At 48.2% G+C, this 26,916-nt stretch carries 22 protein-coding genes, 1 pseudogene and 1 riboswitch; of the genes and pseudogenes, 15 read left to right on the plus strand and 8 right to left on the minus strand.

The window, feature by feature from the left end; genetic code table 11:
* Positions 1-60 precede the first annotated feature (60 nt).
* Both BLV50_RS23805 and BLV50_RS23810 read right to left on the minus strand, forming a co-directional pair.
* Complete coding sequence (locus tag BLV50_RS23805; protein WP_090810338.1) at positions 61-1,383, minus strand: Fe-Mn family superoxide dismutase; 1,323 nt, start codon at positions 1,381-1,383, stop codon at positions 61-63.
* A 197-nt stretch (positions 1,384-1,580) separates the two neighbouring features.
* Positions 1,581-2,609, minus strand: coding sequence for an alpha/beta hydrolase (locus BLV50_RS23810; RefSeq protein WP_063568039.1), 1,029 nt, complete (start codon positions 2,607-2,609; stop codon positions 1,581-1,583).
* Between the two features lie 358 nt (positions 2,610-2,967).
* Between BLV50_RS23810 and BLV50_RS23815 the strand changes: the two genes are divergently transcribed.
* A complete protein-coding gene (locus BLV50_RS23815; RefSeq protein ID WP_063568040.1) occupies positions 2,968-3,711 on the plus strand; it encodes an IclR family transcriptional regulator in 744 nt (247 codons plus the stop codon).
* A gap of 117 nt (positions 3,712-3,828) precedes the next feature.
* Positions 3,829-3,942, plus strand: a riboswitch (TPP riboswitch).
* A 359-nt stretch (positions 3,943-4,301) separates the two neighbouring features.
* Complete coding sequence (thiC, locus tag BLV50_RS23820; protein WP_090810408.1) at positions 4,302-6,089, plus strand: phosphomethylpyrimidine synthase ThiC; 1,788 nt, start codon at positions 4,302-4,304, stop codon at positions 6,087-6,089.
* A gap of 116 nt (positions 6,090-6,205) precedes the next feature.
* Here thiC and BLV50_RS32895 read toward each other — a convergent pair whose 3' ends face one another.
* From BLV50_RS32895 to BLV50_RS23835, 5 genes are all read right to left on the minus strand, one after another.
* Positions 6,206-6,373: a hypothetical protein gene (locus tag BLV50_RS32895; protein ID WP_176854678.1), complete on the minus strand. Its 168-nt coding sequence runs from the start codon at positions 6,371-6,373 to the stop codon at positions 6,206-6,208.
* A 64-nt stretch (positions 6,374-6,437) separates the two neighbouring features.
* A complete protein-coding gene (locus BLV50_RS23825; protein WP_090810340.1) occupies positions 6,438-7,112 on the minus strand; it encodes an aspartate/glutamate racemase family protein in 675 nt (224 codons plus the stop codon).
* Between the two features lie 206 nt (positions 7,113-7,318).
* Positions 7,319-7,486: a hypothetical protein gene (locus BLV50_RS32900; protein ID WP_161490662.1), complete on the minus strand. Its 168-nt coding sequence runs from the start codon at positions 7,484-7,486 to the stop codon at positions 7,319-7,321.
* A 543-nt stretch (positions 7,487-8,029) separates the two neighbouring features.
* On the minus strand, positions 8,030-8,848 hold the full coding sequence (locus BLV50_RS23830; protein ID WP_090810342.1) for a zinc ribbon domain-containing protein: 819 nt from the start codon (positions 8,846-8,848) through the stop codon (positions 8,030-8,032).
* A 72-nt stretch (positions 8,849-8,920) separates the two neighbouring features.
* On the minus strand, positions 8,921-9,871 hold the full coding sequence (locus BLV50_RS23835) for a helix-turn-helix transcriptional regulator (RefSeq protein ID WP_064642392.1): 951 nt from the start codon (positions 9,869-9,871) through the stop codon (positions 8,921-8,923).
* Positions 9,872-9,954: 83 nt separating this feature from the next.
* Between BLV50_RS23835 and BLV50_RS23840 the strand changes: the two genes are divergently transcribed.
* The 4 genes and pseudogenes from BLV50_RS23840 (at position 9,955) to BLV50_RS23855 (ending at position 13,273) form a co-directional block, all read left to right on the plus strand.
* The gene (locus BLV50_RS23840; protein WP_063568044.1) at positions 9,955-10,650 is read left to right on the plus strand and encodes a response regulator transcription factor; all 696 of its coding nucleotides are present in this window, start codon (positions 9,955-9,957) and stop codon (positions 10,648-10,650) included.
* A complete protein-coding gene (locus tag BLV50_RS23845; RefSeq protein ID WP_063568045.1) occupies positions 10,643-11,731 on the plus strand; it encodes a HAMP domain-containing sensor histidine kinase in 1,089 nt (362 codons plus the stop codon). Before BLV50_RS23840 ends, BLV50_RS23845 begins: the two co-directional genes overlap by 8 nt.
* A gap of 431 nt (positions 11,732-12,162) precedes the next feature.
* Positions 12,163-12,490: pseudogene (locus tag BLV50_RS33830) on the plus strand (M15 family metallopeptidase); the annotation flags it as partial.
* A 231-nt stretch (positions 12,491-12,721) separates the two neighbouring features.
* Positions 12,722-13,273: a VanZ family protein gene (locus BLV50_RS23855; protein WP_090810347.1), complete on the plus strand. Its 552-nt coding sequence runs from the start codon at positions 12,722-12,724 to the stop codon at positions 13,271-13,273.
* A gap of 183 nt (positions 13,274-13,456) precedes the next feature.
* Here BLV50_RS23855 and acnA read toward each other — a convergent pair whose 3' ends face one another.
* Positions 13,457-16,171, minus strand: coding sequence for an aconitate hydratase AcnA (acnA, locus tag BLV50_RS23860; protein ID WP_063568048.1), 2,715 nt, complete (start codon positions 16,169-16,171; stop codon positions 13,457-13,459).
* Positions 16,172-16,531: 360 nt separating this feature from the next.
* Between acnA and BLV50_RS23865 the strand changes: the two genes are divergently transcribed.
* The 9 genes from BLV50_RS23865 (at position 16,532) to BLV50_RS23905 (ending at position 26,894) form a co-directional block, all read left to right on the plus strand.
* Positions 16,532-17,551, plus strand: coding sequence for an amidase domain-containing protein (locus BLV50_RS23865; RefSeq protein ID WP_063568049.1), 1,020 nt, complete (start codon positions 16,532-16,534; stop codon positions 17,549-17,551).
* Between the two features lie 133 nt (positions 17,552-17,684).
* Positions 17,685-18,785 (plus strand): D-alanine--D-alanine ligase, encoded by a 1,101-nt coding sequence (locus tag BLV50_RS23870; RefSeq protein ID WP_063568050.1) that lies wholly within the window; start codon positions 17,685-17,687, stop codon positions 18,783-18,785.
* Between the two features lie 31 nt (positions 18,786-18,816).
* The gene (locus BLV50_RS23875; RefSeq protein WP_053779624.1) at positions 18,817-19,140 is read left to right on the plus strand and encodes a hypothetical protein; all 324 of its coding nucleotides are present in this window, start codon (positions 18,817-18,819) and stop codon (positions 19,138-19,140) included.
* 157 nt (positions 19,141-19,297) lie between these two features.
* Positions 19,298-20,299: a UV DNA damage repair endonuclease UvsE gene (gene uvsE, locus BLV50_RS23880; RefSeq protein ID WP_090810349.1), complete on the plus strand. Its 1,002-nt coding sequence runs from the start codon at positions 19,298-19,300 to the stop codon at positions 20,297-20,299.
* Positions 20,300-20,406: 107 nt separating this feature from the next.
* Positions 20,407-21,270, plus strand: coding sequence for an inositol monophosphatase family protein (locus tag BLV50_RS23885; RefSeq protein WP_371121658.1), 864 nt, complete (start codon positions 20,407-20,409; stop codon positions 21,268-21,270).
* A 236-nt stretch (positions 21,271-21,506) separates the two neighbouring features.
* Complete coding sequence (locus BLV50_RS23890) at positions 21,507-21,797, plus strand: hypothetical protein (RefSeq protein ID WP_063568053.1); 291 nt, start codon at positions 21,507-21,509, stop codon at positions 21,795-21,797.
* A gap of 207 nt (positions 21,798-22,004) precedes the next feature.
* Positions 22,005-23,321, plus strand: coding sequence for an SGNH/GDSL hydrolase family protein (locus tag BLV50_RS23895; RefSeq protein WP_090810351.1), 1,317 nt, complete (start codon positions 22,005-22,007; stop codon positions 23,319-23,321).
* A gap of 257 nt (positions 23,322-23,578) precedes the next feature.
* On the plus strand, positions 23,579-25,366 hold the full coding sequence (locus BLV50_RS23900; protein ID WP_090810352.1) for a cache domain-containing sensor histidine kinase: 1,788 nt from the start codon (positions 23,579-23,581) through the stop codon (positions 25,364-25,366).
* On the plus strand, positions 25,341-26,894 hold the full coding sequence (locus BLV50_RS23905) for a response regulator (RefSeq protein WP_072734837.1): 1,554 nt from the start codon (positions 25,341-25,343) through the stop codon (positions 26,892-26,894). Before BLV50_RS23900 ends, BLV50_RS23905 begins: the two co-directional genes overlap by 26 nt.
* Positions 26,895-26,916: the final 22 nt, after the last annotated feature.

The raw sequence follows: 26,916 nt of genomic DNA on the forward strand, positions 1-26,916 counted from the left end.
TGAACCATGGATTCAATGCGCTCCAGAGTACTCCCCGATGCTATGCTTAGCCCGAGAATACTAATAAGGCGGCCATAAGAGCTTGCGCGCAGTTTCGTAACGTTCCGCCACAGCTGGCCAGTACACAACCTTCCACCAATCCTCGATATATTTTTTGCGTTCATTCTGGTGTTTCAGATAGTAGGCGTGTTCCCATACATCAAGCGGCAGGAGAGGCACGATGTCGGACTGGGAAAGGTTCTGATGTTTCTCCGCCTGCAAAATCTCCAATCTGTGCGCCCGCGGGCTCCAGACCAGCATGGACCAGCCACTGCCTTCCACTTTGTTGGCGGCTTCGGTAAATTGATTCTTGAACGCTTCATAGCTGCCGAAATCCCGCTTGATCTGCTCTGCGAGCATACCGGAGGGTTTGCCTCCACCCTTGGGATTCATAATCGTCCAGAAAATGGTATGCAGGTAGTGACCTGCACCATTAAATGCGAGTTCACGTTCCCAATGTTTAACGAGTTCAAAATTATTCTTTTTGCGCGATTCCGCCAGCTTTTTCTCCGCGGTGTTCAGCCCATCCACGTAGGATTGATGATGCTTGTCATGATGGATGCGCATCGTCATCTCGTCGATATGTGGTTCCAGCGCATTGTAGGCATAGGGTAGGGGTGGCAGTGTGTGTCCACCAATAGGGACAGGTTTCTCTTTGACTAGCGCTGCTGAAGAGTTGGTTGTGCCCTCTGCGTTTGCATTGGGAGACTGGACAGCCGCTGAAGATTGTGCCTGTACCGCTGGAGTGGAGTTATTGATTTTTCCCGCAGCATTGGACGATTCTTCTACAGCTTCACGATAGGCTTGTTCAGATACGGGCGTTGAAGCAACTTGTACGTTGGGATCAGCCGGTTGTTCTGAGGTTTGAAGAATATGGTCCAGTGAAAAAGATGGATCAGACACCAAATCTCGCAAAGCTCCAGATTGTTTCAACGTTTCAAGTACCCCCAGGAAATACTCCGATTCACGTATGAAATGCAGAATAACCACTTTGGCAATCGGCACCTGCTGAACAGCAGTACTTTGCTCCAGCAGGACGTACAGCTGTCTAATGAACTCACGCGATTGTGTGCAGGCCGCAGCCACGAGCTGTTCAATACAGCGGATGATGTAAGGAGCAGGCGGTTGGGTTCCCGGCAGTATTTGCTTCAACAGCTGATTCGCGACTCGTTCGCTATTCTCAAAAATCGCTTCCCATTCCGCAAGCCATTTGACATATGAGGGTTCAAGATCAGGAACCAAGGCACGAATGACAATCGTATGTTCCTTCTCTTGCTCTTTCCAGAAACGGACTTCTTCGAGTACCCGCAGAGGCAGCAGATGCCCATATCCATACCAATTCATAAGCGGTATACCTCCGTTCAGATGAATTTGAATTCAGATCCAGTAGCAGAAACGAATTGCTTCCCCGGTTCGCTCAATTTTGTATTGTACAAGGTAGAGCTGCCTTTAATTACATCCCAAAAGTATATTCTTCAGGCATGTTGTCCTATGTATACACAAAAAAAAGAGCCCCTAGGGGCTCTTGAATTACCGGATTTTCACGATTCTCCGTTATTCGTATTTTCCACATCATCGCTGCTCGTCTTGGTCACATGACTCAGGAATGTGGAGACACGGCGCAGATATTCCTTCGGATGCTCCCGGAAGATCAGCTCATGATGCGCACCGTCCACAATCCATTCATCGGAATTCGGATTGGTTTGGTTGCCGGCAAGCAGCTCTGCAATCGGGTAAGGAGCTTTCTCATCCTCGGTACCATGGATGAAGAAAATCGGGAAAGGATAATCTTCTTTTTTCACTTCTTGATACGGAATTTGCTGCAATCCGGTCCCGTTCAGAATCGGGAACAGCAGGTTCATAATCTCCAGCGTAGGCTGCCGCGGAAGATCAATCTGATTATGGATGTTGTGATACAGCGTATCCGGCTCAAGCAGGAACGTGCTGTCCAGAATCATAGCATCCACATCTTTGGTAATAAGCCCAGTCTGCAGGGCTGTACCTGCACCCATGGAGAAACCCCATACGACAAGCTCCTGAGCTCCGCGCTGCTTCGCAAACTGGATAGCACCAAGCAGCTGCTGGGACTCGGCTTTGCCGCCTGTGGCAACAGCTTTGTTCACCTGTGAAGCGAAACCGTAATCGAACATCACCACATTGAAGCCAAGTTGGTGAGCATAATGGGCCAGATCATACATTGGTACCCAGGTCTCTTCACGATTCGCACCATATCCATGGCTGAATATGATGGTTTTGTTTGCATTATCATCAGCCGGAATATACCAACCCTGCATCGTTCGACTGCCGTCTGCTGCCGGGAACGTGATGTCTTGATACTTCATGTTCTTCGCCTGCATGGGATTGGAGAATACAGGCGCTACAGTTGGATTGGATAATACCCAAGCAATATAACCGTGTAGTGCAATGAAACAAAAGAGCAGAAAAAATACAACGGAGAGCAACAACGCCACGACAATATGCTTGAACCGGATCAGCCTCGGTGATAACGAAGAAGGCAGATCTGACACTTTCGTTTGCAGCGGGGCTTCGCTCTGGGATGTCGGATACATGATTGCCCCTCCTTTAAAAATCAAATGAAGATAACAACGAGACGAACAGAGCGGATAAATGATTTTTCTGACTACATATGAAGCAAAATCTTAATTTAATATATCTTTATCGTATGTTCCAATATAGTCAAAGTCAATTGATTGAGGCCATTTGTTACGCAATTGTTATATAGTTTTGAAGATATATGGGTAACATTTCCTTAGGGTGCAAATTGCAGGGGATTCTAATTTATAAAAAGAAAATATTTACAAATATCCCTATTACAAATGGCGCTTTTTGGTTTACAGATGAGACCGTTTCTCATATAATTTATGTAACCAAGTTTCATGTGATGAAACATGAGGAGGGCAACTTGCCATGGAAGACCGAAAGTTAACCGTCCGGGCTGTAGAACGGGCGCTGGATATATTATTGTGTTTTACAACCCGCAGTGATCTGGGGCTCACGGAAATTGCGAGCCAGATCGGTCTGCACAAAAGTACAGTCCATCGTCTGATGGCTACTTTGGAGGACAAGGGGTTTGTGATCCGGGATGCAGCAACCGAGAAGTATCGACTCGGCATACGTATCTGGGAACTGTCTGCCCATATGTCTCGCAGCGATGATCCTGCCATTTTGCTCCTTCCTGCGATGGAGCGGCTGAGAGATCGACTGGGCGAAACCGTGAGTTTATATCTGCGTGATGGCAGTGAGCGGATTCGAATTCAAGCCGTACAGAGTGATCAGGCGATTCGTCGTGTAGCTCCGGTGGGCGTCAGACTTCCGTTATCTGTGGGAGCATCCAGTAAAGTGTTAATGGCTTTTGCCACCGAAGAGGACCGCGAAGATCTGATGAATGGACCGGAATGGCCGGTATTTATCGATCCCAAAGTATATTTGGCCCAGATGAAAGACATTCTGGAATATGGCTACGCAACAAGTTATGAGGAGCGTGAACCAGGAGCCGCGGCAGTATCTGTACCCATCATGGATCGGAAAGGCAACATCGCTGCTGCTCTGTCGGTATCCGGGCCTGTTAGTCGCCTTTCGCAGGAGACGTTGCATGAATATGCACCTGTACTGAAGGAAGCTGCTACACAGATGGGACTTATGTTATCCTGATTTTATGTTCTGGAATATAAAGGTTGTTTTTATGATTCGGTTGCGCTACTCTGTAATGGACGGCCCAACAGGGTCAGCAATTGAATATAAATTTGCGGCTTAAATGCTGCAACTTGTTAACGTTACTGGGGGAGTCCGAATTGTCCGGACTGAGACGGAATCGCATGAGATTCTGGACCCTTTGCACCTGATCTGGATCATACCAGCGTAGGGAAGTAATCGGCGATACGACCACGAACACCGTATAATGTGACCTATGGATGGACTCCGTTATGGAGTCTCTATAAGGTATGTTATTGGTGATGGACATAAGCCGGTTCCCTTGGGAACCGGCTTTTTTTATACAGTAAACAGGCGGAAGCTGGTGTCAGATCTGCTTTTGGATAAAGGGCTGGGTGCCATTGGCGAGCATTGGGTGTAAACCTTTTGCTTCGACTGTCTGTATTAATTGAAGTGTATGTCCCTATTTTGTGTGGTATGGTCGCTCTTCCTTTTTCTATGTTGTGGATGATTTGGACCCGTGAGCAAGCATTTCAATCCAGGCAATCACTAATGAGGAGGAGACAAGAGCGATGAGCACAGGAAACCGAATGATGGGACAGGACAAGCAGAATCTGCAGTTGGCAGAGGAAAAAGGTACGACAGGACGGGTTCAGCCCTTCCCGGGCAGCCGCAAAGTATACATTCATGGCTCACGACCGGACATTGCTGTACCGGAGCGCGAAATTGCCCTTCATGACACCAATACTCCCCAAGGAGTGGAGCATAACGAACCGCTGCGTGTTTACGATACGAGCGGACCAATGACCGATCCTGGATTTCATGCCGATATCCGGGCAGGGCTGCCAGCGCTGCGCACCCGCTGGATTACGGAGCGTGAAGATGTTGAAGCCTACCAGGGAAGAACGGTCAAACCGGAGGATAACGGATTGAAACCAGGAGGGAAGCGAACTGGAGCCGAGAAGTATCCAGGCTTGCGTGCTAAACCATTACGTGGACAGGCAGGGCGCAGTGTGACTCAGATGCATTATGCACGGCAGGGAATGATCACGCCGGAGATGGAGTTCGCCGCTATTCGTGAGGGTGTGGAGCCAGAGTTTGTGCGGCAGGAGCTAGCGAGTGGAAGGGCCATCCTGCCGTCGAATATTAATCACCCAGAGAGTGAGCCGATGCTGATCGGGCGTCATTTTCATGTGAAGATCAATGCGAACATCGGAAACTCTGCGGTATCCTCCTCCATCGAGGAGGAGGTGGAGAAGATGACTTGGGCCGTACGCTGGGGATCGGATACGGTGATGGATCTTTCCACAGGCAAGGACATTCATACGACCCGCGAATGGATCATCCGCAATTCACCTGTACCGATTGGAACAGTACCGCTCTATCAGGCGCTGGAGAAGGTCAATGGCGAAGCAGAAGCACTGACATGGGAGTTGTATCGTGACACGCTCATAGAACAGGCAGAGCAGGGTGTGGACTATTTTACGATCCATGCAGGTGTGCTGCTGCGATATATTCCGCTGACCGCCAAACGTATGACGGGCATTGTGTCCCGGGGCGGGTCCATCATGGCAGCATGGTGCCTTGCGCATCATCAGGAGAATTTTTTGTATACCCATTTTGAAGAAATCTGCGAGATTATGAAAAGGTATGACGTGGCGTTCTCACTCGGAGACGGACTGCGTCCAGGAAGCATCTACGATGCTAGTGATGAAGCCCAGATGGCGGAACTGGCTACGCTTGGTGAACTAACACAAATCGCCTGGAAGCATGATGTGCAGGTGATGATTGAAGGTCCGGGACATGTGCCGATGCACAAGATCAAGGAGAATGTCGATCTGCAAATGGAGATTTGCAAGGAGGCGCCGTTCTATACGCTGGGGCCGCTGACGACCGATATCGCCCCAGGATATGACCATATTACCTCGGCGATTGGGGCGGCGATGATCGGCTGGTTTGGCACGTCGATGCTCTGTTATGTTACGCCAAAAGAACATCTGGGCCTGCCCAATAAGGATGATGTGCGGGAAGGCGTTATCGCCTACAAGATCGCTGCTCATGCCGCTGATCTGGCGAAAGGTCACCCACGTGCCCAGCGGCGGGACGATGCGCTGTCCAAGGCACGGTTTGAGTTCCGCTGGAGGGATCAGTTCAACCTGTCACTGGACCCGGAACGTGCGCTGTCCTACCATGATGAGACGTTGCCGGCAGAAGGGGCTAAGGAAGCCCATTTCTGCTCCATGTGCGGCCCTAAGTTCTGTAGCATGCGTATTACGCAGGATATTCGTGCTTTTGCGGCAGACAACGGCTTGTCCGAGAATGAGGCTGTGGCCGCGGGTATGTTGGAAAAGGCTGAGGAATACCGGACACGCTCTTAAGCGTCGTTACAGCGCAATCTGGGCGGCCTGACATGGTGAAAAGCTGTTCTTCTCCGTGATTGAGGAGAGGAACAGCTTTTTTCTAATTTCTTGTATGTGTACAATCATCTGAACAATCAGTTCTCATCAGTATGAGTTTCTTGATTTTTCTTGTTCCACATTTTATATAAAATCCCCGCAATAACAAATAACAGTGCATCACTGAGTTTGAGATTACTTCCATGTAAAAATGCCGAACAGGCAAATCCAACTACAAATAATATAACAACATAAAGAAAACGCACGCTTATTCCTCCCGTCAATTGTAGATGTAGATGGTTTGAATGGCTTACGTCTCGGATTCAAAGTCTAACGCCGCTTCAAGCTCAACTTCTTCTCCAAATACGCCGCTAGCGATGCCAGCGGGCTATAGATCGCCATGCCTGTATCTGATGTGACCCGTGCTGCTGCGGGAGCCATCGACAGTTGAGCGGCTACGACAGTGCTATCTGGATACTGCTCAGCAAGTTGCTGTAATCCGGTGCTCACTGCTGCAAGATAACTTTCCTTATCGCCTCGCATAATTAACTCGAATGTGCCCGGGATCAATACTGCTTCGATCCCGTTTCGCTGCTCATCCTTATCATCTTGCTGCAAAGCCAGATTCACCCGCGCCATCGTTCCTTCAATCGTTGCGGGGTTGGTAAACGCTAGGATATACTCGCCAGGATTCTGCTGTATTTCCTGAAGTAATGGATCATCAATTCCAATCACGGGCACGGGAACATGCTGTGCCTCCTGCTCAAGTACGGCTGCAAACAGGGTACAGGTGACGAGGATGGCATCTGCATGACAGTGGGCGATCCATTGCAGCGTCTGTGATACTTTCTCATGCGTAACTGCTTCGCTGAAATCATCATCATGTTTGAGGCGATCCAGACCCGGATCGACATAATGTACAAGTTCAACCTCATAAGGAGCGAGTGCTTCTTCAGTTAGTGCAATATTAGAATAGTGAGCGTGAAAACAGCCAATGGTCATCATCATACTATCCCCCTGAAATGGATTATGTCTCATATAAGTTCGAAGATTTTTAACCCATTATAGAGATTGTGACAATAGACTGTACATATTTAAAATAATTGAGGTAGCAACATTTATCGTGAAAACGCGAATAACCGTTCATCCACAACTTCGCAGAGGAACGGTGCGAACCACGTAAGCGATTCTCAATTCGCTCATCATTTCATTTATCGCATAGAAGGGGCAGCATTCTTTTTAGCCATTTTTTGTTGCAAAATTTCATGAAAGGATAGACCTTGAGTGTTCTCATTCTCCTTTTTGGGAGCAGTGGTCGCCGTGTTGCGCGGATATTGGTGGTGGTACGGGATCATTTGCTGAATAGGCATGCGGATCATCTTGGTTCCTCCTTTAATGCATTTTCGAATATGCATATGTGATTATTAATAGGTTATGTATTCCGACGGGTTATCGTCTCTGTTACGCAAATAGGTATATGTGACTTGTTAGACGAAACAGGCAACTTAAGGTGTAATTCCAATTGGATTGTAGTGATTTTACCCCGTATTCAGGAGATGTAAACGTTTTTAAGTAAATTCAGGAGGAAAGGACCGCATATGTGAGGTTTTGTATGGGAGGATAGAAGCGGTCGTTAAGTGAATAGACCCAGTTTTGGGAATGCCAGTTGTGTCGAAATTAAGACATATTGTCTGGTTGTATAGGTACGACGCAAGCTAGCTAACTTGGTACCATGGTCGGTTGTCGGGTGCATATTAGAGCAATTTTGAACGGACAGACAAAGGCGGAATGCCAAAAAGCCGCCAGGAAAACCTGACAGCCTCACATCATTTTGCGTAAATCCCGCGAGCGGTATTCGATTGGCAAGATATAGATCGAAACGGTGCAATTGGAATTAAGAAATGATCATAATCACTTTTTTCTTATTTTTCCTGCCGAACAGCGATATATAGATCTACTTGTACATTCTCAGGATCCAGACTTCGTTCATCATACAATTCGAAGTCCCCGGTAAACGTGCGTTCCCCCTGATTGTTCCAGGCCCACACCGCACCCCAGGCCTCACCTACGACCTCGGCCATTGGGCCCTTTCTAGAGGTGAATACCGCATATGTTGCAGGTGGCAGCTCAACGGAACTCACTCCCTCAGGCAACGCTTCATCCGGACCCACCTCATGACCCACCAATATGGTGTATTCTCCATTTATACCATCTGTATAATCAGCGTAACAGCCAAAGCGGGCGGCTTCAGGGGCAGGCTGTTGATCTGAGGCGAAGTAGCTGTTCCAGAGTCCCTGAATACAGCCTTTGCCACTCATCTCAATGGCATTGGTTGTTCTGGCGGACACACCTGCAAGGCGCTTCTCTGGCAGCGTGACATACCGAATGGGCTCTGTGGAAAGCCGATTGTCGTGAGTTCCTTGATTAAATTCAACGGACTCATCCGAATGTTCTGCCCCAAATGCCACGTTCCGTTTTGAGCCGGATGCATTCCATCTTTTCAAAAAAGGAAGTTGGTTGCGCAGCATTGCCCTTGCTGATTCCTCGTCCATTCCTTCCTGATTCAAGATGGCGGTGCACATTTCAATCATGCCCTCCAGTGTAATATCGGGCTGCTCGAACTGGCCTTCTTTATAACAATAGATACAGTATTCGCGGGTTGTAGTACCATCCGTTTCTGTTCCGAATTGAGCAGGGGTAGTAAGTGGCATTCCGCAACTCTGGCATACTGTGACGTTCATCAGCAATTCCTCCTCGTTATGTACAGCTTGAATATAGTAGAAGTATAACGGGAGGAACTGGACACCTGTCTGTCAGGTTAGGGGCGGAGCTTTATAATTTTGCACAATTTGTTCAGCAATTCTACGAATCTCTTCCCGAATATGTAGAGGCTCCAGCACTTCAACATCCGCGCCAAATCCAAGAATGAACCCATACAACCAGTTGTCCTCCGGGAATGCGACTTGGCTGATATAATACCCCTCACCATCCGAAACGACGTTCTCTATGCCAAACCATTCCTCTGCGATGTGACGGATACGAGCATGGAATCTCAGGCTCAGGGCCACTTTATTATCCGGAGTTGCCCACTCTTGCTGCCAGGGCCTGTCCTGCAGGTTGATCGGCTTGCGTTCGAAGCTTCCTTGGGCAAGGACGACATCTCGCATGCGGACCAGCTTGAACATGCGGAAATCGTTTCGTTCGTGACAGAACGCATAGAGGTACCAGGAATGCTTTTTGAGCACAAGAGTATGCGGGTCGGTCGTTCTATGAGTTTGAGTACCTTCTGCACTACAATAGGTAAATGTAATGGGCCGCAGTTGATCCATGCCCTGTTCAATAAGCTGAAGTTTGATTTGCAGCTCTTCGGGATGCGTCCACATCGAATAATCCACAATGAAGCGGCTGGTATTGGCCTGGAAGTCCTCATTTTTGGCTTCAGGTACGATGCTGCTGAGTTTCTCCATCAACAGATCCCGTGCTACATTCGTATGGGAGGTGGAGACACTGCGCAGCGCAGTGACAATGGAGGCCAGATCCTTGTCGGTCAGTACATTTCGGTCAAGACGATAGCCCTCTGCCAGGCCAATACCACCGCTTGCACCCTGATAGGTGACGACAGGAATACCCGCCTGACCCAGGGTGTCTATATCCCTGTAGATGGTGCGGATGGATACTTCAAACGTATCCGCCAGATCCTTGGCCTGCACCCGCCCACGATTGATTAACAGCACAACAATGGCTAATAAACGGTCCAGTTTCATATATTGGATTCCCTTCAATCATTTATAAGTTGGATTCAGATATGTTATATTGTTGAGCATCACATATAGGAGTGGAATAAGCAATGAAGCGTATTACGATTTTGATCGCAGATGATGAAGTTGAGATCGCTGATCTGGTTGCATTGCACTTGCAAAAAGAAGGATATCACATCATCAAGGCATTCGATGGGAAAGCGGCGGTTCAAGCCGTTCAGACACAAGCAATAGATTTGGCCATTTTGGATATTATGATGCCTGGTATGGATGGATATGAGGTGACCCGCAAAATTCGGGAGCAGTATCACCTGCCTATCATTTTTCTGAGTGCCAAAACCTCGGATATGGATAAAATCACCGGGCTCGTGATGGGCGCAGACGATTACATGACTAAACCATTTAACCCGATGGAACTGGTCGCCCGGGTCAATTCCCAACTGCGCCGTTCCCTTCAATTCAGCCAGTCTGTACCGGTCCAGCGCTCCATTCTGGAGAAAGGCGGGCTCATTATCTCGCCAGATCAACATAGCGTTACCCTATACGGCAAGCCAGTAGAGTTAACACCGAAGGAGTTTGACATCCTGTATCTGCTCGCAAGTCATCCCAAACAGGTGTTCAGTGCGGAAAGCATCTTTGAACAAGTGTGGGGAGAGGCTTATTATGAGAGCGGCAATACCGTGATGGTTCATATTCGGACCCTGCGCAAAAAGCTGGGCGAAGATGTGGACAAGAACAAGTTTATCAAAACGATCTGGGGTGTGGGGTACACGTTCAATGAATAAACGCAGAAGTTTTCGAACGACCATGATTCTGTTGCTTGGTTTAAGCATGCTGGCATCTGGCGCGATTACCTTTGGGGTATATAAAGTGATGCAATACTATTACACTGGTGTGCGTGCGGAGGATCAGTTAGCAGAATATCGTCATTTTATGAGAAGTATAGGGGATATTTACTTTTTCCTCATCTTGTTCATACCGCTTGCGATCCTGTTTTTCTTCTGGTTTACCAAGCCGTATGTTACCTACTTCAAAAATATTTCCACAGGTATCCGGCAACTCGCGAGTGGTGATTTCCAGCACCGTGTGCAAATTTCGACGAAGGACGAGTTGGGCGCGATTGCAGAGGATATCAATCTGGCGAGTCTGAAACTGAGGGAAGCGGTAGAACGGGGAGATTTTGCGGAGAGCAGCAGGGACCAGCTGGTTGTAAACCTGGCGCATGATTTGCGTACCCCTTTAACATCAGTATTGGGTTATCTGGATCTGTTGATGAAGGATGATCAGCTGACGGAGGAGCAGGTCAGGCACTTTACAGCGATTGCTTTTACCAAGTCTCAACGTCTTGAGAAACTGATTGATGATTTGTTCGAGATTACACGAATGAACTATGGCATGTTGCCGATTGAGAAAAAGAGGCTTGATCTTAGTGAACTGCTAAGGCAGATGAACGAAGAGCTCTACCCTGTTTTTGAAAAGAACCGCTTGGTCACCCGGCTGCATATCGATTCCGAGTTAACCATTTCCGGCGATGGTGAGGTGCTTGCGCGCGTGTTTGAGAACTTGTTGATTAATGCAGCGCGTCATGGTACAGATGGTCTTTATGTGGATATCAACGGACACCGTGATGCAGGACAGGTTATCATTCAGATCATGAACTATGGGGGACATATTCATCCGGATGATCTGCCTCATATTTTCGATATGTACTATACCGGAGATCGTGCGCGGACACCTCAGGAAGGTGGAACAGGTCTGGGCCTGTTTATCGCCAAAAATATTGTGGAGCAGCATGATGGGTCCATTTCGGCCCAAAGTGATATCGTACGGACCGTATTTGAAGTGCGATTGCCTGCATTAGAATGAAGTAAAAGGCTGAATTTAAGAAAAACTTTAGAATTGCCCTGCTTTTTTTTAACTAGTTTTCTCTATCCTTGAATTACGAGGTAAAGGAGGAGCATGGAATGAAAAAGTGGGGATTTTTGATATGTATCATTGTACTGGGATATATCTTTTCCAAGTCACCCGCACTGTTTGAGCAGAAGGAAGAGGCGAATCTGGAAGTTCAGGATATGGGTGAAATTCGTGCAGGATATACCAAAATAATTAACGTGGATATGCAAGATCAAGTACATAAAGGGAATTTATTGCTAGTCAATTCGGAGTATCCCGTTCATGCGGAGGGGATTAGAACCGATATTGTCAATCTGGCTGAACAACAAGAACTGATCCGTGGATACGGATTGCTGGATAATAACATTATGTTGTCAAAGTACGTAGCGCAAGCATTCCAGAAGATGGTTGAAGCTGCTGGGAAAGATGACGTACGATATTTCATCATCAGCAGTGGCTATCGGGACTTTACGAAGCAAGAACAGCTTTATGAGGAAAAGGGATCGGACTATGCGCTTCCCGCAGGTCATAGTGAACATAACTTGGGCTTGTCCATGGATATCGGCTCTACGCTGGCTGCTATGAGTGAAGCGCCGGAAGGAGCCTGGCTGGAAAAGAATGCATGGAAATTCGGATTCATCTTGCGTTATCCGAAGGATAAAGTGGACATCACCGGCATCCAATTCGAACCATGGCATTTCCGGTATGTGGGATTGCCGCACAGCGCCATCATGTATCATAATCATCTGGTGCTGGAGCAATATTTGGAGCTGCTGCAGCAGAAAAAGAGTATTTCCGCTGAAGTCGGGGGCGAGCACTATCTTATACGTTATTACGATGCATCCAAAGATGAAACCATTAATATACCTGAGCATGGTCAATATGAGATATCGGGAGACAACATGAAGGGAGTTGTCGTGACGGTGGAGGAATAAACAACTAGAAATACATGGAGGTTCATATATGAAACCAAAGGAGTTCAACATGAAGATGATATGGGTCGCGGCATTGATCGTCTATCTGTATCTGCTAACCAAGCTGATATTATTCAAAGGGCATACGGTGGATTGGGACATTGTGAGGGTTCAACTTATGGCGATCGCGCAACAGCCGGATCTGATTCATACGCGAACCGTTAACCTGACGCCATTTCAGGAAATCTCAAGAGACTGGCATAGCCTGTCGTTACATCGTCCGGGTACCGCAATACATCTGCTGGGCAATGTCATGGCCTTTATCCCACTGGGTATTTTCATTCCAGTGCTGATGGGGAACAAGCTGTTGTCAGGGGCCAAGGTACTCGTACTTTCCTTGCTCTTAAGTTTTGCTTTTGAAGCGACACAGCTATTGACAGGCATGGGCATATTCGACGTGGATGATCTTATGTTGAACACCTTTGGTGGAATGATCGGTTATGTTCTGTACAGCCTGCTTATCGGTCTGAAACGGATAATCATAGGTGGAGCAGCTCGCACTACCAGAAAAGAGTATAATTCCAATCAGAGTCGCGTTTAAGGAGGGGGAGCACACACTGCAATCCCTTGATCAAGTTTCACATTACATTGGACATTAAAAGGAAGTGTAGAGGCGTTACACAGCCTTTGTCATATTAATAAAAAAAAGCTCCCCGTCACCGTGCAGAGCACACGTGACGGGGAGCTTTTTTGTATAACTTAATTGCATTAAATATAAATGCGATTAAGATTTTTTCATCATTTGACGCAATACGGTTTGCAGGATACCGCCGTTGTGGTAGTAGTCCACATCAACCATGCTGTCCAGACGAGCGATGACAGGGAAGTCGAACTTGGTGCCGTCCTCACGAGTTACGGTAACCGTCAGTTCTTGTCCTGGTTTCACATCATTGCTCAGACCTGTGATGTCATACGTTTCACGACCGTTCAGACCGAGGCTGGACCAGCCGTGACCTTCCTGGAATTGCAATGGCATTACGCCCATGCCCACCAGGTTACTGCGGTGAATACGCTCGAAGCTTTCTGCGATAACGGCTTTGACGCCAAGCAGGAATGTTCCTTTTGCCGCCCAGTCACGCGAGCTTCCTGTACCATACTCTTTACCTGCGATAACGATCAGGTTCTGTCCTTCGTCCTGATACTTCATGGAAGCATCGTAGATGGACATTTCTTCGTCCGTTGGCAGGTATTTCGTAATACCACCCTCAGTACCTGGAGCTACTTGGTTACGGATACGAATGTTGGCAAACGTACCACGCATCATAACTTCATGGTTACCACGACGGGAGCCGTATGAGTTGAAGTCTTTGCGTTCTACGCCATGTTCTTTCAGGTACAGTCCAGCCGGACTGGATGGTGCGATATTACCCGCTGGCGAGATGTGATCCGTTGTTACGGAGTCAGCAAGTAATGCCATAACACGTGCGGAACGAATATCTGCGATATCAGTCAACTTGTCGCCAAGCTCCTGGAAGAATGGTGGATTCTGAATGTACGTGGAGTTTGGATCCCACTCATACAATTCGCCTTCCGGTACAGGGATCGTATTCCAACGTTCGTTAGCTGTAAATACGTTCTCGTATTTGTTGCGGAACATCTGTGCGTTCAGCGAGCTAGCGATGGTATCCTTGATTTCCTCGGAGCTAGGCCAGAGGTCTTTCAGGAATACAGGCTCGTTGTTGGTATCATAACCGATTGGATCGGTTGCAAAATCAATATTAACGGTACCCGCGAGAGCATACGCCACAACGAGTGGCGGAGAAGCCAGATAGTTGGCTTTGACTTGCGCGTGCACACGACCTTCAAAGTTACGGTTACCGGACAATACAGCCGCTACCGTCAAATCGTTCTCGGAGATTGCTTCGCTTACTTCGTCTGGCAGTGGGCCAGAGTTACCGATGCAAGTTGCGCAACCATAGCCGGCAACGTTGAATCCGAGTTTGTCGAGATATTCGATCAGACCTGCTTTTTCCAGATACTCGGTAACAACGAGGGAACCTGGAGTCAAGCTGCTTTTCACGTAGCCAGGTTTAGTCAGACCACGTTCAACGGCTTTTTTCGCAAGTAGACCCGCTCCGACCATAACGCTAGGGTTGGATGTGTTGGTGCAGCTTGTGATTGCCGCGATAACGACAGCACCAGCAGACAGTTCGCTAGTGGAACCGTTCGGGTGTTTCACAGGTACTTTTTCTGCAATTTTTTCGTCGCTCAGTCCGTAACCGCCTTTGTCGATCGGCGTACGGATGATACTGTTGAAGCTATCCTTCATTTGAGTCAACTCGATGCGATCTTGTGGACGCTTAGGTCCCGCGAGACTTGGTACAACGGATGCCAGGTCAAGTTCGATCACATCTGTAAATTCAGGATCAACCGTATCAGCAGTACGGAACATGTTCTGAGCTTTGTAATAAGCTTCAACCAGATCCACCTGTTCGTCGGTACGGCCGGTATTACGCATATAGTTCAGTGTTTCGCTATCAACAGGGAAGAAACCAATTGTTGCGCCGTACTCTGGTGCCATGTTGGCTACCGTTGCACGGTCAGCCAGGCTGATGTTGCTAAGACCCGGTCCGTAGAACTCGACAAATTTACCGACAACGCCTTTTTTACGCAGCATTTGAGTAACTGTGAGTGCCAGATCCGTTGCCGTTGAGCCTTCGCTCAGGCTACCTGTCAATTTGAAACCGATAACGTCCGGTGTTACAAAATAAAGCGGTTGGCCCAGCATACCTGCTTCAGCCTCGATCCCGCCAACACCCCAACCAACAACGCCGAGTCCGTTGATCATGGTGGTGTGGGAGTCCGTTCCTACGAGGGAATCCGGGAATACAACAGTTTCGCCATCAATGGTTTTGGTTGCAGCCACGGAAGCCAAGTACTCCAAGTTAACTTGGTGAACAATCCCTGTGGATGGTGGAACTGCACGGAAGTTGTTGAATGCCGTTTGTGCCCAGCGCAAGAAGCGGTAACGCTCTTCGTTACGCTCGAATTCAACCTTGATGTTGTAGTCGAGTGCATCGTTCGTTCCGAACGCATCAACCATAACGGAGTGGTCGATAACGAGATCGACGGGAACGAGTGGATTGATCTGTTTTGGATCGCCGCCTGCTTTTTTCACGGTATCGCGCATTGCTGCAAGGTCAACGACCACGGGTACACCAGTGAAATCCTGCAGAACGATACGTGCAGGGATAAATGGAATTTCTTTGTTATTGTCACGGCCTTCTGCCCAGCCGGTCAGTTGTTTTACATGTTCTTCGGTAATAGCACGTCCGTCGAATTGACGAATAGCTGCTTCGAGCAGCACTTTAATGGAGAAAGGGAGCTTGGAAAGGTCGCCGTAGCCGCCTTCCTGAAGAGCATCTAAACTGTAGTAGCGATAAGACTTGCCTCCGACCTCAAGACTGCGGGCCGCGGAGAAATGATTCTTGGCTGACATACATGTACCTCCTTAAAATGTGTCGGTGAGATGAAGAAAACGTTCATTTAGGTGAAGAACAGGCCTTCATCGTTCCGTGTCCTTGTTCGTTAGTTTCATTAGGTGAAACGTAATTTCATAATCGTAACTTTAGTTTTAAGTATACCGTTTTCAACTCCGTACGTAAAGGGCTTTTTGCCTGTCCAGCCAAGCCATTGAGAGATTGAATGCGTTCTCAAGTAAAGGGAATGGACGCGATCTCTTCCGTACGCATTATCCCCGATAATAAGGCTTCAAAACAGAACCAGACACATACAACCGAAATTCTCTCATATAAATAAAAAAGAGTTTTCATGCAATGGATCATTCCGGACAGAACTCATGCCAAAGGGGGACACAGGCTTGGAACGCGAATGGAAGAGTGCCTTATATACCTACGTGAACCAGTATAATCGCTGTGAGATCGACTACCGTCCACAGACAAGCGAACGGATTGTCACCGATCCGGAATTTGTGCTGGAACGGGGAGAGCGGATGGCCAGACTGGACCAATGGTACCGCAAGCGGCGGGCGGTGCCTCTTCGCAGTGAGACCAGCGCCAAGCTTGTGCGGACACTTATGGATGGGTCCGATGAATCGGTCGTCGATGTGCAATTGTACAGCAGGCTGTTCTATGAGAAGAATGGTTTGACCCATCGGGAAGACCGGATTGAACGGGAACGCCTGACCTTTCTTAGGCAAGGTGGAGTTTGGACCATTGCACGTGTAGAACGTGAAGTGCCGGAGCGTCGCCCGGTAGGAGAGGGCCGTCCTTTTCAACAAGCTGATTTTGTACAGGCGATGAATCGGCCGCTGCTTAACCGAGAAGTACTGGGACAGGGTAGGAGATCGAAGCAGCAGCTGTATCGCAGGGATCTGGCTGTCGCCTATGCGGACCGGTGGTGGAATGCGGGAAACCCGGCATTTGAGGAATTCGAAGTAGATTGCACCAATTATGTGTCCCAATGTCTCTTTGCAGGGGGAGCACCCATCCACTATACTGGTAAAAGAGAAGCAGGATGGTGGTACAAAGGCTATGTAAATGGCTCTGAAATGTGGAGTTACAGCTGGGCCGTGTCCAATAGTCTGGAGCGTTATTTATCTGGCAGCAGCTGGGGATTGTCAGCAACCGAAGTGGATCGTCCAGAGCAGCTAATGCTTGGAGATGTAGTCCTCTATGACTGGGACGGGGACGGCAGGTTTCAGCACAGTACGGTTGTGACCGCTTTTGATGCGGGGGGCATGCCACTTGTGAACGCACATACAGTCAGCAGCCGCCACCGTTTTTGGGATTACCGGGATTCTTACGCTTGGAACGAGCGGACGGTGTACCGGCTTTTTCACATTGCAGATGAGTTTTGATGGTCAAAGATTTTACGGGATTCGGTGACGTGGACATCCGGTTCCGTGTAAAATAAGTCTAGATAACAGAATAAAAGTGGTGCTGAACATGCAGACATGGCAGCATCATTGCACAGATAATCGGAGGTTACACATGAGTATGGATAAATTAACAGTAGGCGTCGTTTACGGCGGAAAGTCAGGCGAGCATGAGGTGTCGCTGCAAACGGCGTTTGCTGTAACGAACGCATTTGATTATGAGAAGTATGAACTGGTTCCTTTTTATATCTCCAAGCAAGGTACGTGGAAAAAAGGATCCGTCATGCATGCGCCATTCGCGCAGATTGAAGATTTGAAGCTGGAGCAGGCGGCGGGCGGAACACAGGAAGCGCTGAACGCGCTGTTCGGCCGTTTATATGGCGGAGAAGAGGCGATGGACGTCATGTTCCCGCTGCTGCACGGTACGTTTGGTGAGGATGGCACGATTCAAGGGATGTTCGAGATGGCGGATATGCCTTATGTTGGCGCAGGTGTACTCGCTTCGGCAGGCGGCATGGACAAAGTGGTCATGAAGAAACTGTTCGCGCAGGCCGGAATCGACCAATGTGCCTTTACGTATTTTAACGCTACTCAATGGAAACAGACCGAACATGAAATGATCTTGCAGGTGGAAGATCAACTGGGCTATCCGTGTTTCATTAAGCCGGCCAATCTCGGTTCCAGCGTAGGAATCTCGAAGGCGCGTAACCGGGATGAACTGAAGAAAGCAGTGGAGTTCGCTCTCCGTTACGATACCAAGGTAGTCATTGAGGAGTTTGTAGAGGCTCGAGAAGTTGAAGTCAGTGTACTTGGAAATGACGAACCGATGGCTTCTGTACCAGGAGAAATCGTATCTTCCGGTGAATATTATGACTATGCAGCCAAATACATCGATGGACAGTCTCAGATGCTGATCCCTGCTCCGCTCGACCCGGAAGCCGCAGATCGCATTCGTGAGGCCGCATTGCAGGCATTCCGTGCGATTGAAGGCAATGGCATTTCCCGTGCAGACTTCTTCATTCGCAAATCGGATGGGGCATTGCTTATTAATGAAGTAAACACCATGCCTGGTTTCACACCATACAGCATGTACCCGCTCTTGTGGCGTGAAACGGGCGTATCGTATGCCGAACTGCTGGATCGCATGATTGAGCTGGCTTTGGAACGCTACAACCGCAAGCAGGCGCTGAACTATGAGAATGGCGTACAGGCATAGCCTAAGGACGACATTATAAGGAGGGGTATGAATGGGATTTCAGACCGAATTCAATTCCGTGTGCAAGTTCAAGAATGAACAAGAGCTGTTTGAATTGCTTGAATACGGCCGTGGCAAAATGGTCAAACAAGGCTTTCGTGTATTTCCTACCGGACAGAAAGTCATTGCTTACACACCGGATAACGTGGCCGTAGCCATCGTAAAAATCGTAGTCTCCATTGCTGAGATTAACTTCCAGGGTCAAGAAGTGACCGAAGTGGAGATGCAATTGATCCGTAAACTGAACGAGGAAGAATCACGCATTCAGACTGCTCTCGCGGACGAGATGTTCTTTGGTGAACAGGCACAGGGGTAGTTTGTTACATGTGGACCGGGATTGAATGGACGGATTTGTCCAAATCACGATTATGGTCACTCTTTTAGGGTAAAACTTGGTTATATAAAGTGAAGGGAAGACTGCCGGCTTCATATACCGGGAAAGGAATCCCGCCCTAATAGAGAGGAAGAAATTCATGCTCGTACGTTTTGGTTATGTGGCGATGTCCGTGCTTGTGGAGAATGCTTCACCTTCCCGGACGATGACTATGTCCAGCTTTAAGAAAATTGATGATAGGGAAGCAGCAATTCGCAAGCTTGAACGGATTGCAGCCGAGAATTTGCATAATACATTACGTTTGCTCAGACACAACAAAGGAAGCCATATTCATGTATATCGTTTCTCTTCCAAATTAATTCCGCTAGCAACGCATGAGGATCTCAGTGATTGGGACCCGTTTCCCGCGCTTAAGCAGGATTTTGCCGCGATTGGCGATTTTGTGAAGGAGAACCAGATGCGTGTGTCTTTCCACCCGGATCATTTTACGGTACTCAGCACACCTCGGGAGGAAGTGCTGCGCAACTCCATGCGCGACCTTCGCCATCATGTACGGATGCTGGATGCCATGGGGCTGAATGCCACTGCCAAGAACAATATACATATTGGTGGTGCATACGGGGACAAGCCTAGTGCAGCGCTGCGTTTTGAAGAAAATTTTCTGAAGCTGGATCGGGATATTCAGGAACGGATGACGCTCGAAAATGATGACAAAACGTTCAATGCTCCCGAGACCCTCTCGGTATGTCAACGTATGGGGCTGCCCATGGTGCTGGATATCCACCATCAATGGGTGAACAATGAAGGCGAACAGCCATGGGATCTCTGGCCGGATATATTGAAGACTTGGGAGTCTCCGCTTGCTCAAGCGGATTCTCCGGCAGACAAGCCGTTGCCGCCCAAAATTCACGTCTCCAGTCCAAAGAGTGAGAAGGACCTGCGTGGTCATGCTGATGGTGTTGAGGTGGAGCCGATGCTCGCTTTTTTACGTCATATTGCAGCAGATACGCCCGCTCTTGATGTGATGATTGAGGCCAAACGCAAGGATGAAGCTCTGGTGCAGTTGATGCAGAAACTAGCATTCTATCACGAAGAGGGTGTGGAATGGGTGGACGAGTCGACGGTAATCATTCATCCGTAGCGCCAAAAGGGGCCTGGGCAACGAGAAACTTTACGACCCTCGGGGCGTATACTTTTAACAAGTATTTTAATTTTTCGTAGATTGATATAGAAAGTAGAGTGAACGCTTTGAATGAGAAGGAAAAAACACCTTATGTCGTGACAAGCAAAAGCTATACTGCCGTCGCCATTAATGCAGCTTCCAAAGCTGGAGAGTGGATCAAGAGCCGTCTCGGAACTGTGGGAGAGCCCGGAACCAAGTATTCGCCGCAGGATCTCGTTACTGAAGTCGATAAAGGTGCGGAACAGATGATCCGACGCCTAATTCTGACGCATTTTCCCCATCATGCCATTCTGGGTGAAGAAGGCGTGGAACCGGGACCGGAAGCATCAGCGAAGGCACTGAAAGAAGCTGAGGAAGAAGAGTTTCTCTGGATTGTGGATCCGGTGGACGGAACGACCAATTTCGTACACGGTTTTCCGTTCTACTCCGTATCCATTGCCTTGGCTCATAACGGTGAGGTGATTGTGGGGGTAATCTACGATCCTTCCCGTGACGAGATGTTTGTTGCGGAAAAAGGAAAAGGTGCTTATGTCCATGGAAACCGGATGCTTGTATCTGGTGAACAGGAACTGGCCCAGAGCCTGATCGCAGTTGGCTTCCCGGCGGATACAACCTACGCGTTGCCGATCAATATGGCCGCTGTTCAGGCACTGGCACCGCAAGTGCGCAGTCTGCGTGCAGGTGGTTCTGCCGCCCTGCATTTGGCATATGTTGCAGCGGGGCGCCTGAGCGCTTATACCGAAGTCGGTTTGAAGCCTTGGGATATCGCCGCAGGTGCACTGCTAGTTGAGGAATCCGGTGGCAAGGTTACCGATACCGTGGGGACGCCTTACCAACTGTCGGTGAGCCATGTGGTTGCCAGCAATGGCAAGATTCATGATGCACTGACGGGTGTGCTGAAGGAAGCAAACGCAACCGGTTTGGAGTGAGTGAGTTTATTCAATTCATCAATGTTTTAAAAATCTGAAATTGTACATTAAACGGAGGGGACTGAACAAATCTGAAGAAGCGTAGCGCTCGCCTTTATCACCGGATTTCTCCCTTGGACGAGGGGAATCAAAGAAATCTGGGGATAACAGCGATCGGAAGATTGTTCTGTCCACGAAGTGAAAGTACAATAGTAAGATTAGTGCATATGTGACTTTAATTTAAGGAGCGAACAACAATGGATGAATCCAAAGAACTGGAACGACGTTTGAGTGATATGCTGACTGAAGGGGAGATGGAGGAGTCCGGCGATGCTGACAAACGTGAACGTCAGCTGATTCCTCCCAAGTACGAGGTGCGCATTCAGACAGAACGAGACCCAATTGTTGAAGAAACGTTGAAGTACCGGGACATGGCACGTGAGGTGGACGATCGCTACGATCGATATCTAGATCGGTCTGCCGGGAACAAAACGGAAATGGACACGAATGGTTCTGATTCTGGAGACACGAATAAATCAAAGTCTTAACGAGTGAACATCGTGACTATACTCAACGGATAACAGACTTCCCTAATTAGGGGAGTCTGTTTTTCGTGCGGATATGGGGTGGAGACGACAGCGCCCCTTTAATAATGTTAGAATAGAGTTACACGAACTTCTGTCACCGGAGTGAACAGTGTAATATGTAATTATTTTTTTTATTTTATAGATACGGGAAAAAGGAGTGTTCTAAGAATGAAGCGTAAACGCATATGGAGAAGTACCGCCGCGGGATTAACGGCAAGTATGCTAGCAGGGATGCTGATTTTGGCATCATCCGCACAGTCCGCTCATGCTGCGGATAGCAATGCGTTACCCGCAGGAAGCGTAACATCATCATTGCCTGTACAGAAAGATGCGATATCAGTAACCAAGGAATTCCGCCTCGTCACATTGGGGGACTCCATCACCGTAGGGTATGAGCCGAACCTGAAAGAACTGCCCTATGGTTATGTAGAACGGTTGCAGGAACAAGGTCTACTTCACGGACGTACTCAGGTGGACAACTATGGTATTGCCGGATTGAAGAGCAGTGGTTTGAAAAACTTTGCAGATGCGATTAAAGAAGGGAAAGCGCTCACTTCCGAAGCCATTCAACCGAGCCTCCCTGATCCAAGAGCGGCACAAGTTGGAGCCAATATTGCTGCCATCCGGGAGAGTGTAGCTGGGGCTAATCTCGTTGCCATCACAATCGGAGGGAACGATGTGTCCGAGTTGCTCGGTTCAGCAGATAAGCTAAGTGATGCGGAACTGGAAGCAAAAGTGAAGGAATTGCTATCTTCCTATACAGCCAATGTTAGCGCAGTTATCAATGATATTCATGAGATTAATTCTAATGCCAAAATCGTAATCGCTGACCAGTACCAACCCATGCCTGAAGTAGCTGGTAAAGCGCTCTATGCGAAACTGATGGAGGTTTCCCAAGGGTTTACTGCGACCATTGATGGAATTGCGACTGAATTTTCCGCTAAAGGAATTGATGTGAAAGTGGCTCATGTCGCCAAGGAATTTATTGGCGGTGAAGGCACGATGACTCACATGATTAAGGACCGCGATTTCCACCCGAATCAGTTCGGATATGAAGCGATTGCCAAAGTATTCGCAGAAACGATCTGGGGCGATTACACCAAGCTGACGGCTCCTGCTGCAGGCCAACCGATGAATATCATTGTCAGTGGTAAAACGCTGGACACGCCGTACAAACCAATCAACCGCAATGGTAAAAACTTTGTGGCGATCCAGGATATCGTGAATGCCGTTGGCGCAACTACGGTATGGGATAACAAAACCTCAACCGCAACGATTACATACGGAGATCGGAAGGTTGCCGTGAAGATTGGTGCAACGGCCGTTCAGGTGAATGGTGCATCCGTAGCCGTGGATACACCTGCATTCTTGAACAAGGTGGGCACAGAGTCCAAAACATATGTGCCGGTTGCTATGGTAGCCGAGGGTCTTGGCTTTGATGTGCAGTATGTCGCCAAGTTAAAAACCGTTTTTGTAAATCCGTAACGAAATAATTAGCACTCTTATACACTATCGACAAGATATTGAGCAGCCAGATTTCCTTGATCTTTTCAGGGAATCTGGCTGTTTTTGCGTCTATGTTCATACCAGACCAAGGATACACACCTTCGGAAATGACCTAAAATGTTGCATAAATATGACTTGTCATCTGACCATGGATGTGTAAATATGAAAATAACTTACAGTAGATCGAAAACAGTTTCGAATGACTGCACCCTTCGTGAGCCAAAGGAGCGCTTTGGATGAGTAGAATTAAAAACGCTTTCACGACATTGCCGATTCATCACAAAACCATTCTTCTCATCGGATTACTGATGATGATCAGCTTCACGTTCTATGTATCTGTCCTGGGATATGTATTCGGCATTTATGATCGACAAATCTATGAGAAATCCTCACAGGTGCTTAATATGTCTTCGGTGGGCATCGAGAACCAACTGCGTGAAATCTCCAATCTATCCTTCAAGGTCATGTCCGACGAGCCTCTTCAGCAATATCTTCTTCAGTTGGATAAGGCTGAATCGGGGTATGAGAAAAATGGCCTGCGCAAAAAAATTACCAACAGACTGGTGGCATATGCAGGTTCAGAGAAATACGTCTATTCCATGATCTTTATCGATAATGATAATAATATTATGGCAGCTGGAAACCGGGAGGGAATCTCGGAGAAGAAGCAAAGAGAATTGGTTGCTTTGGGACAGCAATATTCGGGCTCTAATGCTTGGTACACAGGCGGGGACCAACAAGCCAGATTACTGTCGGTTAGACAGGTAAAGTCTTTTACCGGTGGAGCATTTACGCTGGAGAAGTTGGGCACCCTGGTTATTCGTGTACGATTGGATCGGATTGTCCAAGACCAGATGCAACACCCGGCAGAGGATTCACAGCTATTAATTACAGATGGCCGGGAAGTAATCTACCCAACAGAGTCGACTGTCAGTAAATCTGAAATCGAGTCTGAACTGAAGCGCACTCAGCCCTATGGGATAGCCATGTTCGAGCAGGGAAGGAATTTTGTCGCTCGTGCGAATTCTCCTTATACCGATTGGGTGTATCTGTACATGACGCCCTTTGACCAAATGTTTAAGCAGATCCAGTTTGTTAAACAGCTGGTGACTGTCATTTTTATCATGATATTCCTGGCGGCACTTATATTCGGAGCCAAGTTTTCCCGCAGCATTACACAGCCCATCGCCCAGTTGATCAAGAAAATGCGTAATATCGAAAAAGGCGATCTGGATAAGCTGGAGGAAGTAGCGCTGGGCAATGTCCCGGTATCTTCACAAAATGAGGTCGGATTGCTGCATCGCACGTTTAAGATGATGGTACAGCGTATACGTGAACTCATTGACGAGAATTATGCGAAGCAACTCGTGATCCGAGAGACTGAATTGAAAGCGCTTCAGGCACAGATTAATCCACATTTTCTATATAACACACTGGAATCGATCAACTGGCTTGCTAAAGTGCAGAAGCAGCATCAAATCTCCGAAATGGTTGAGGCCCTCGGATTTCTTCTGCGAAGCTCAGTGAACATGTCCGAGAAGTGGATTACTTTGGAAAGGGAACTGGACATCGTCCGCAGTTATGTGACGATCCAGCACACGCGATTCGAGGAAAGACTTGATTTTGACATGGACATTGCGCCCGAAGTGGGAACTGCACGCATTCCGAAGTTAACTCTGCAGCCATTGGTGGAGAACGCCATTCATTATGCATTGGAGCCAAGCATAGAACCTTGCCGTATTCGGATTAGGGCGAGAGCAGACGGAGACAACGTTGTAATTGATGTGGAGGACGATGGTCCGGGTATGACTCCCGAATTTCTGGAGCAATTGCAAGAGGGACGCGTACAGACGAGGGGACAGGGGATCGGGCTGTCGAACATCAAAGAACGGATCAGGTTGACCTTCGGCGACGAAGGCGAAATGATCATGAGCAGCAATCCCGGATCAGGGACCGTAGTATCGATCAGAATACCTTGGGTTAGAGAGGACGATGACGATGTACAAAGTGATGCTCGTAGATGATGAACGTGTCATTCTGGAGGGGATTTCGCAAGTTGTGGATTGGGCTGCAGCGGGAACGGAACTGGTGGATACCGCGAGAAACGGGATTGAAGCGCTGGATAAAATTGGTCATTCGAGACCGGATATTATCATTACGGATATTTCAATGCCGGGCCTGGATGGTCTTGGACTCATTGAAAAAGCATCTGAGGCTTACCCTGGACTCCGCTTTATCATGTTGTCTGGCTACAAAGAGTTTGAATACGCTCGTCGGGCGATGCAATATGGAGTGAAACATTATCTGCTCAAACCGTGTAACGAGAACCAGATTCACGATGCCTTGTCCGAGTTGCTTCAGGAACACCAGGATGCCCAGGTAAAGGAACATGTGGCCGGAGAGATGAAACAGCGTCTGCAGCGGGTGCTGCCACATGTGAAGGAGCAGTTCCTGCTGGAATTTATGACGAACCAAACCTATGGTCCGGTCGATCTGGAGTATTATCAGGAGCTGTTTGACTTGGAGCTGGAGGATAACGAAGTTCGGCTGCTGCTGTTCCGGATTGCAGATGAACATGATTATAGTCATCTATTTGCAATCAAAAACATTGCCAGTGATCTGCTGCCCCATGTTCTATTAAGCACTACCATTGAAGGCAAACTGTTAATTCTGTTGGGGGACTCTGCCGATTCGGTCGGTCTAAAGGAGAGCATCGAAGAAGTGCGGACTGCTTTCACCAGACTATATAAACTGGAAGTTACGGCTGCCCTCAGTGAAGCAGATCGAATGATCCAGTCCCGGCGTTTGTTCCGTGAGGCGCTGCAATGCCTGAACCATCGCTTTTTTATCGGCGAAGGCAAGCTGATTACCAAAAGTGATCTGGAGCTGGCCGGGGAATGTGATGGTGTACATGTTGAACAAGATGCAGAGCAGTTATGTCAGTTGATTAAGTCAGGCAATACGGAAGAAGCGGGCGCTGAAGTGGATCGCCTGTTCGAGCTTTTGTCTGGTCAGCAGCTTGAAATCGGGATTACTCGTTCGTATGTGGTGCAGTTGTACTCCGCAATGATTCATGTCTGTCCTCCTGAGGAGGCGACGGAATTCACCCAACGGATGGCAGAGCTGCCCCATATCGACACATTGTCTGGCTTAAAATCCTTTGTTGCCAGTAGCGCAGCCCGGTTAACCTCCGGTTATTACAAAAACCATATTAGCCGTCAGTCTTCTGCTGTGGAGAAGATGATGGATATTGTGGATCGCCATTATGGTGAGGCTGATCTCTCGCTTAACGGGGTTGCCCATCAGATGTTATATATGAATCCGGATTATCTCGGCAAAATTTTCAAAAAAGTGACGGGTGAAAACTTCTCCAACTATGTGAATCGTTTGCGCATTGAGCGTGCCTGCGACCATATTCGCAGAGGTGGAGATGTGAAGGTCTTTGAGCTTGCCGAATTGTTTGGCTTCGGGGGGAACTCGCAATATTTCAGTCAGGTGTTCAAAAAGTGGACCGGCATGACACCTACCGAATTTCGCAGAACTGGCTTATAACAATTGACTGACGATTATGGAA

This window comes from Paenibacillus sp. 276b (genome assembly GCF_900107875.1).
GTDB lineage: Bacteria > Bacillota > Bacilli > Paenibacillales > Paenibacillaceae > Paenibacillus > Paenibacillus marchantiae.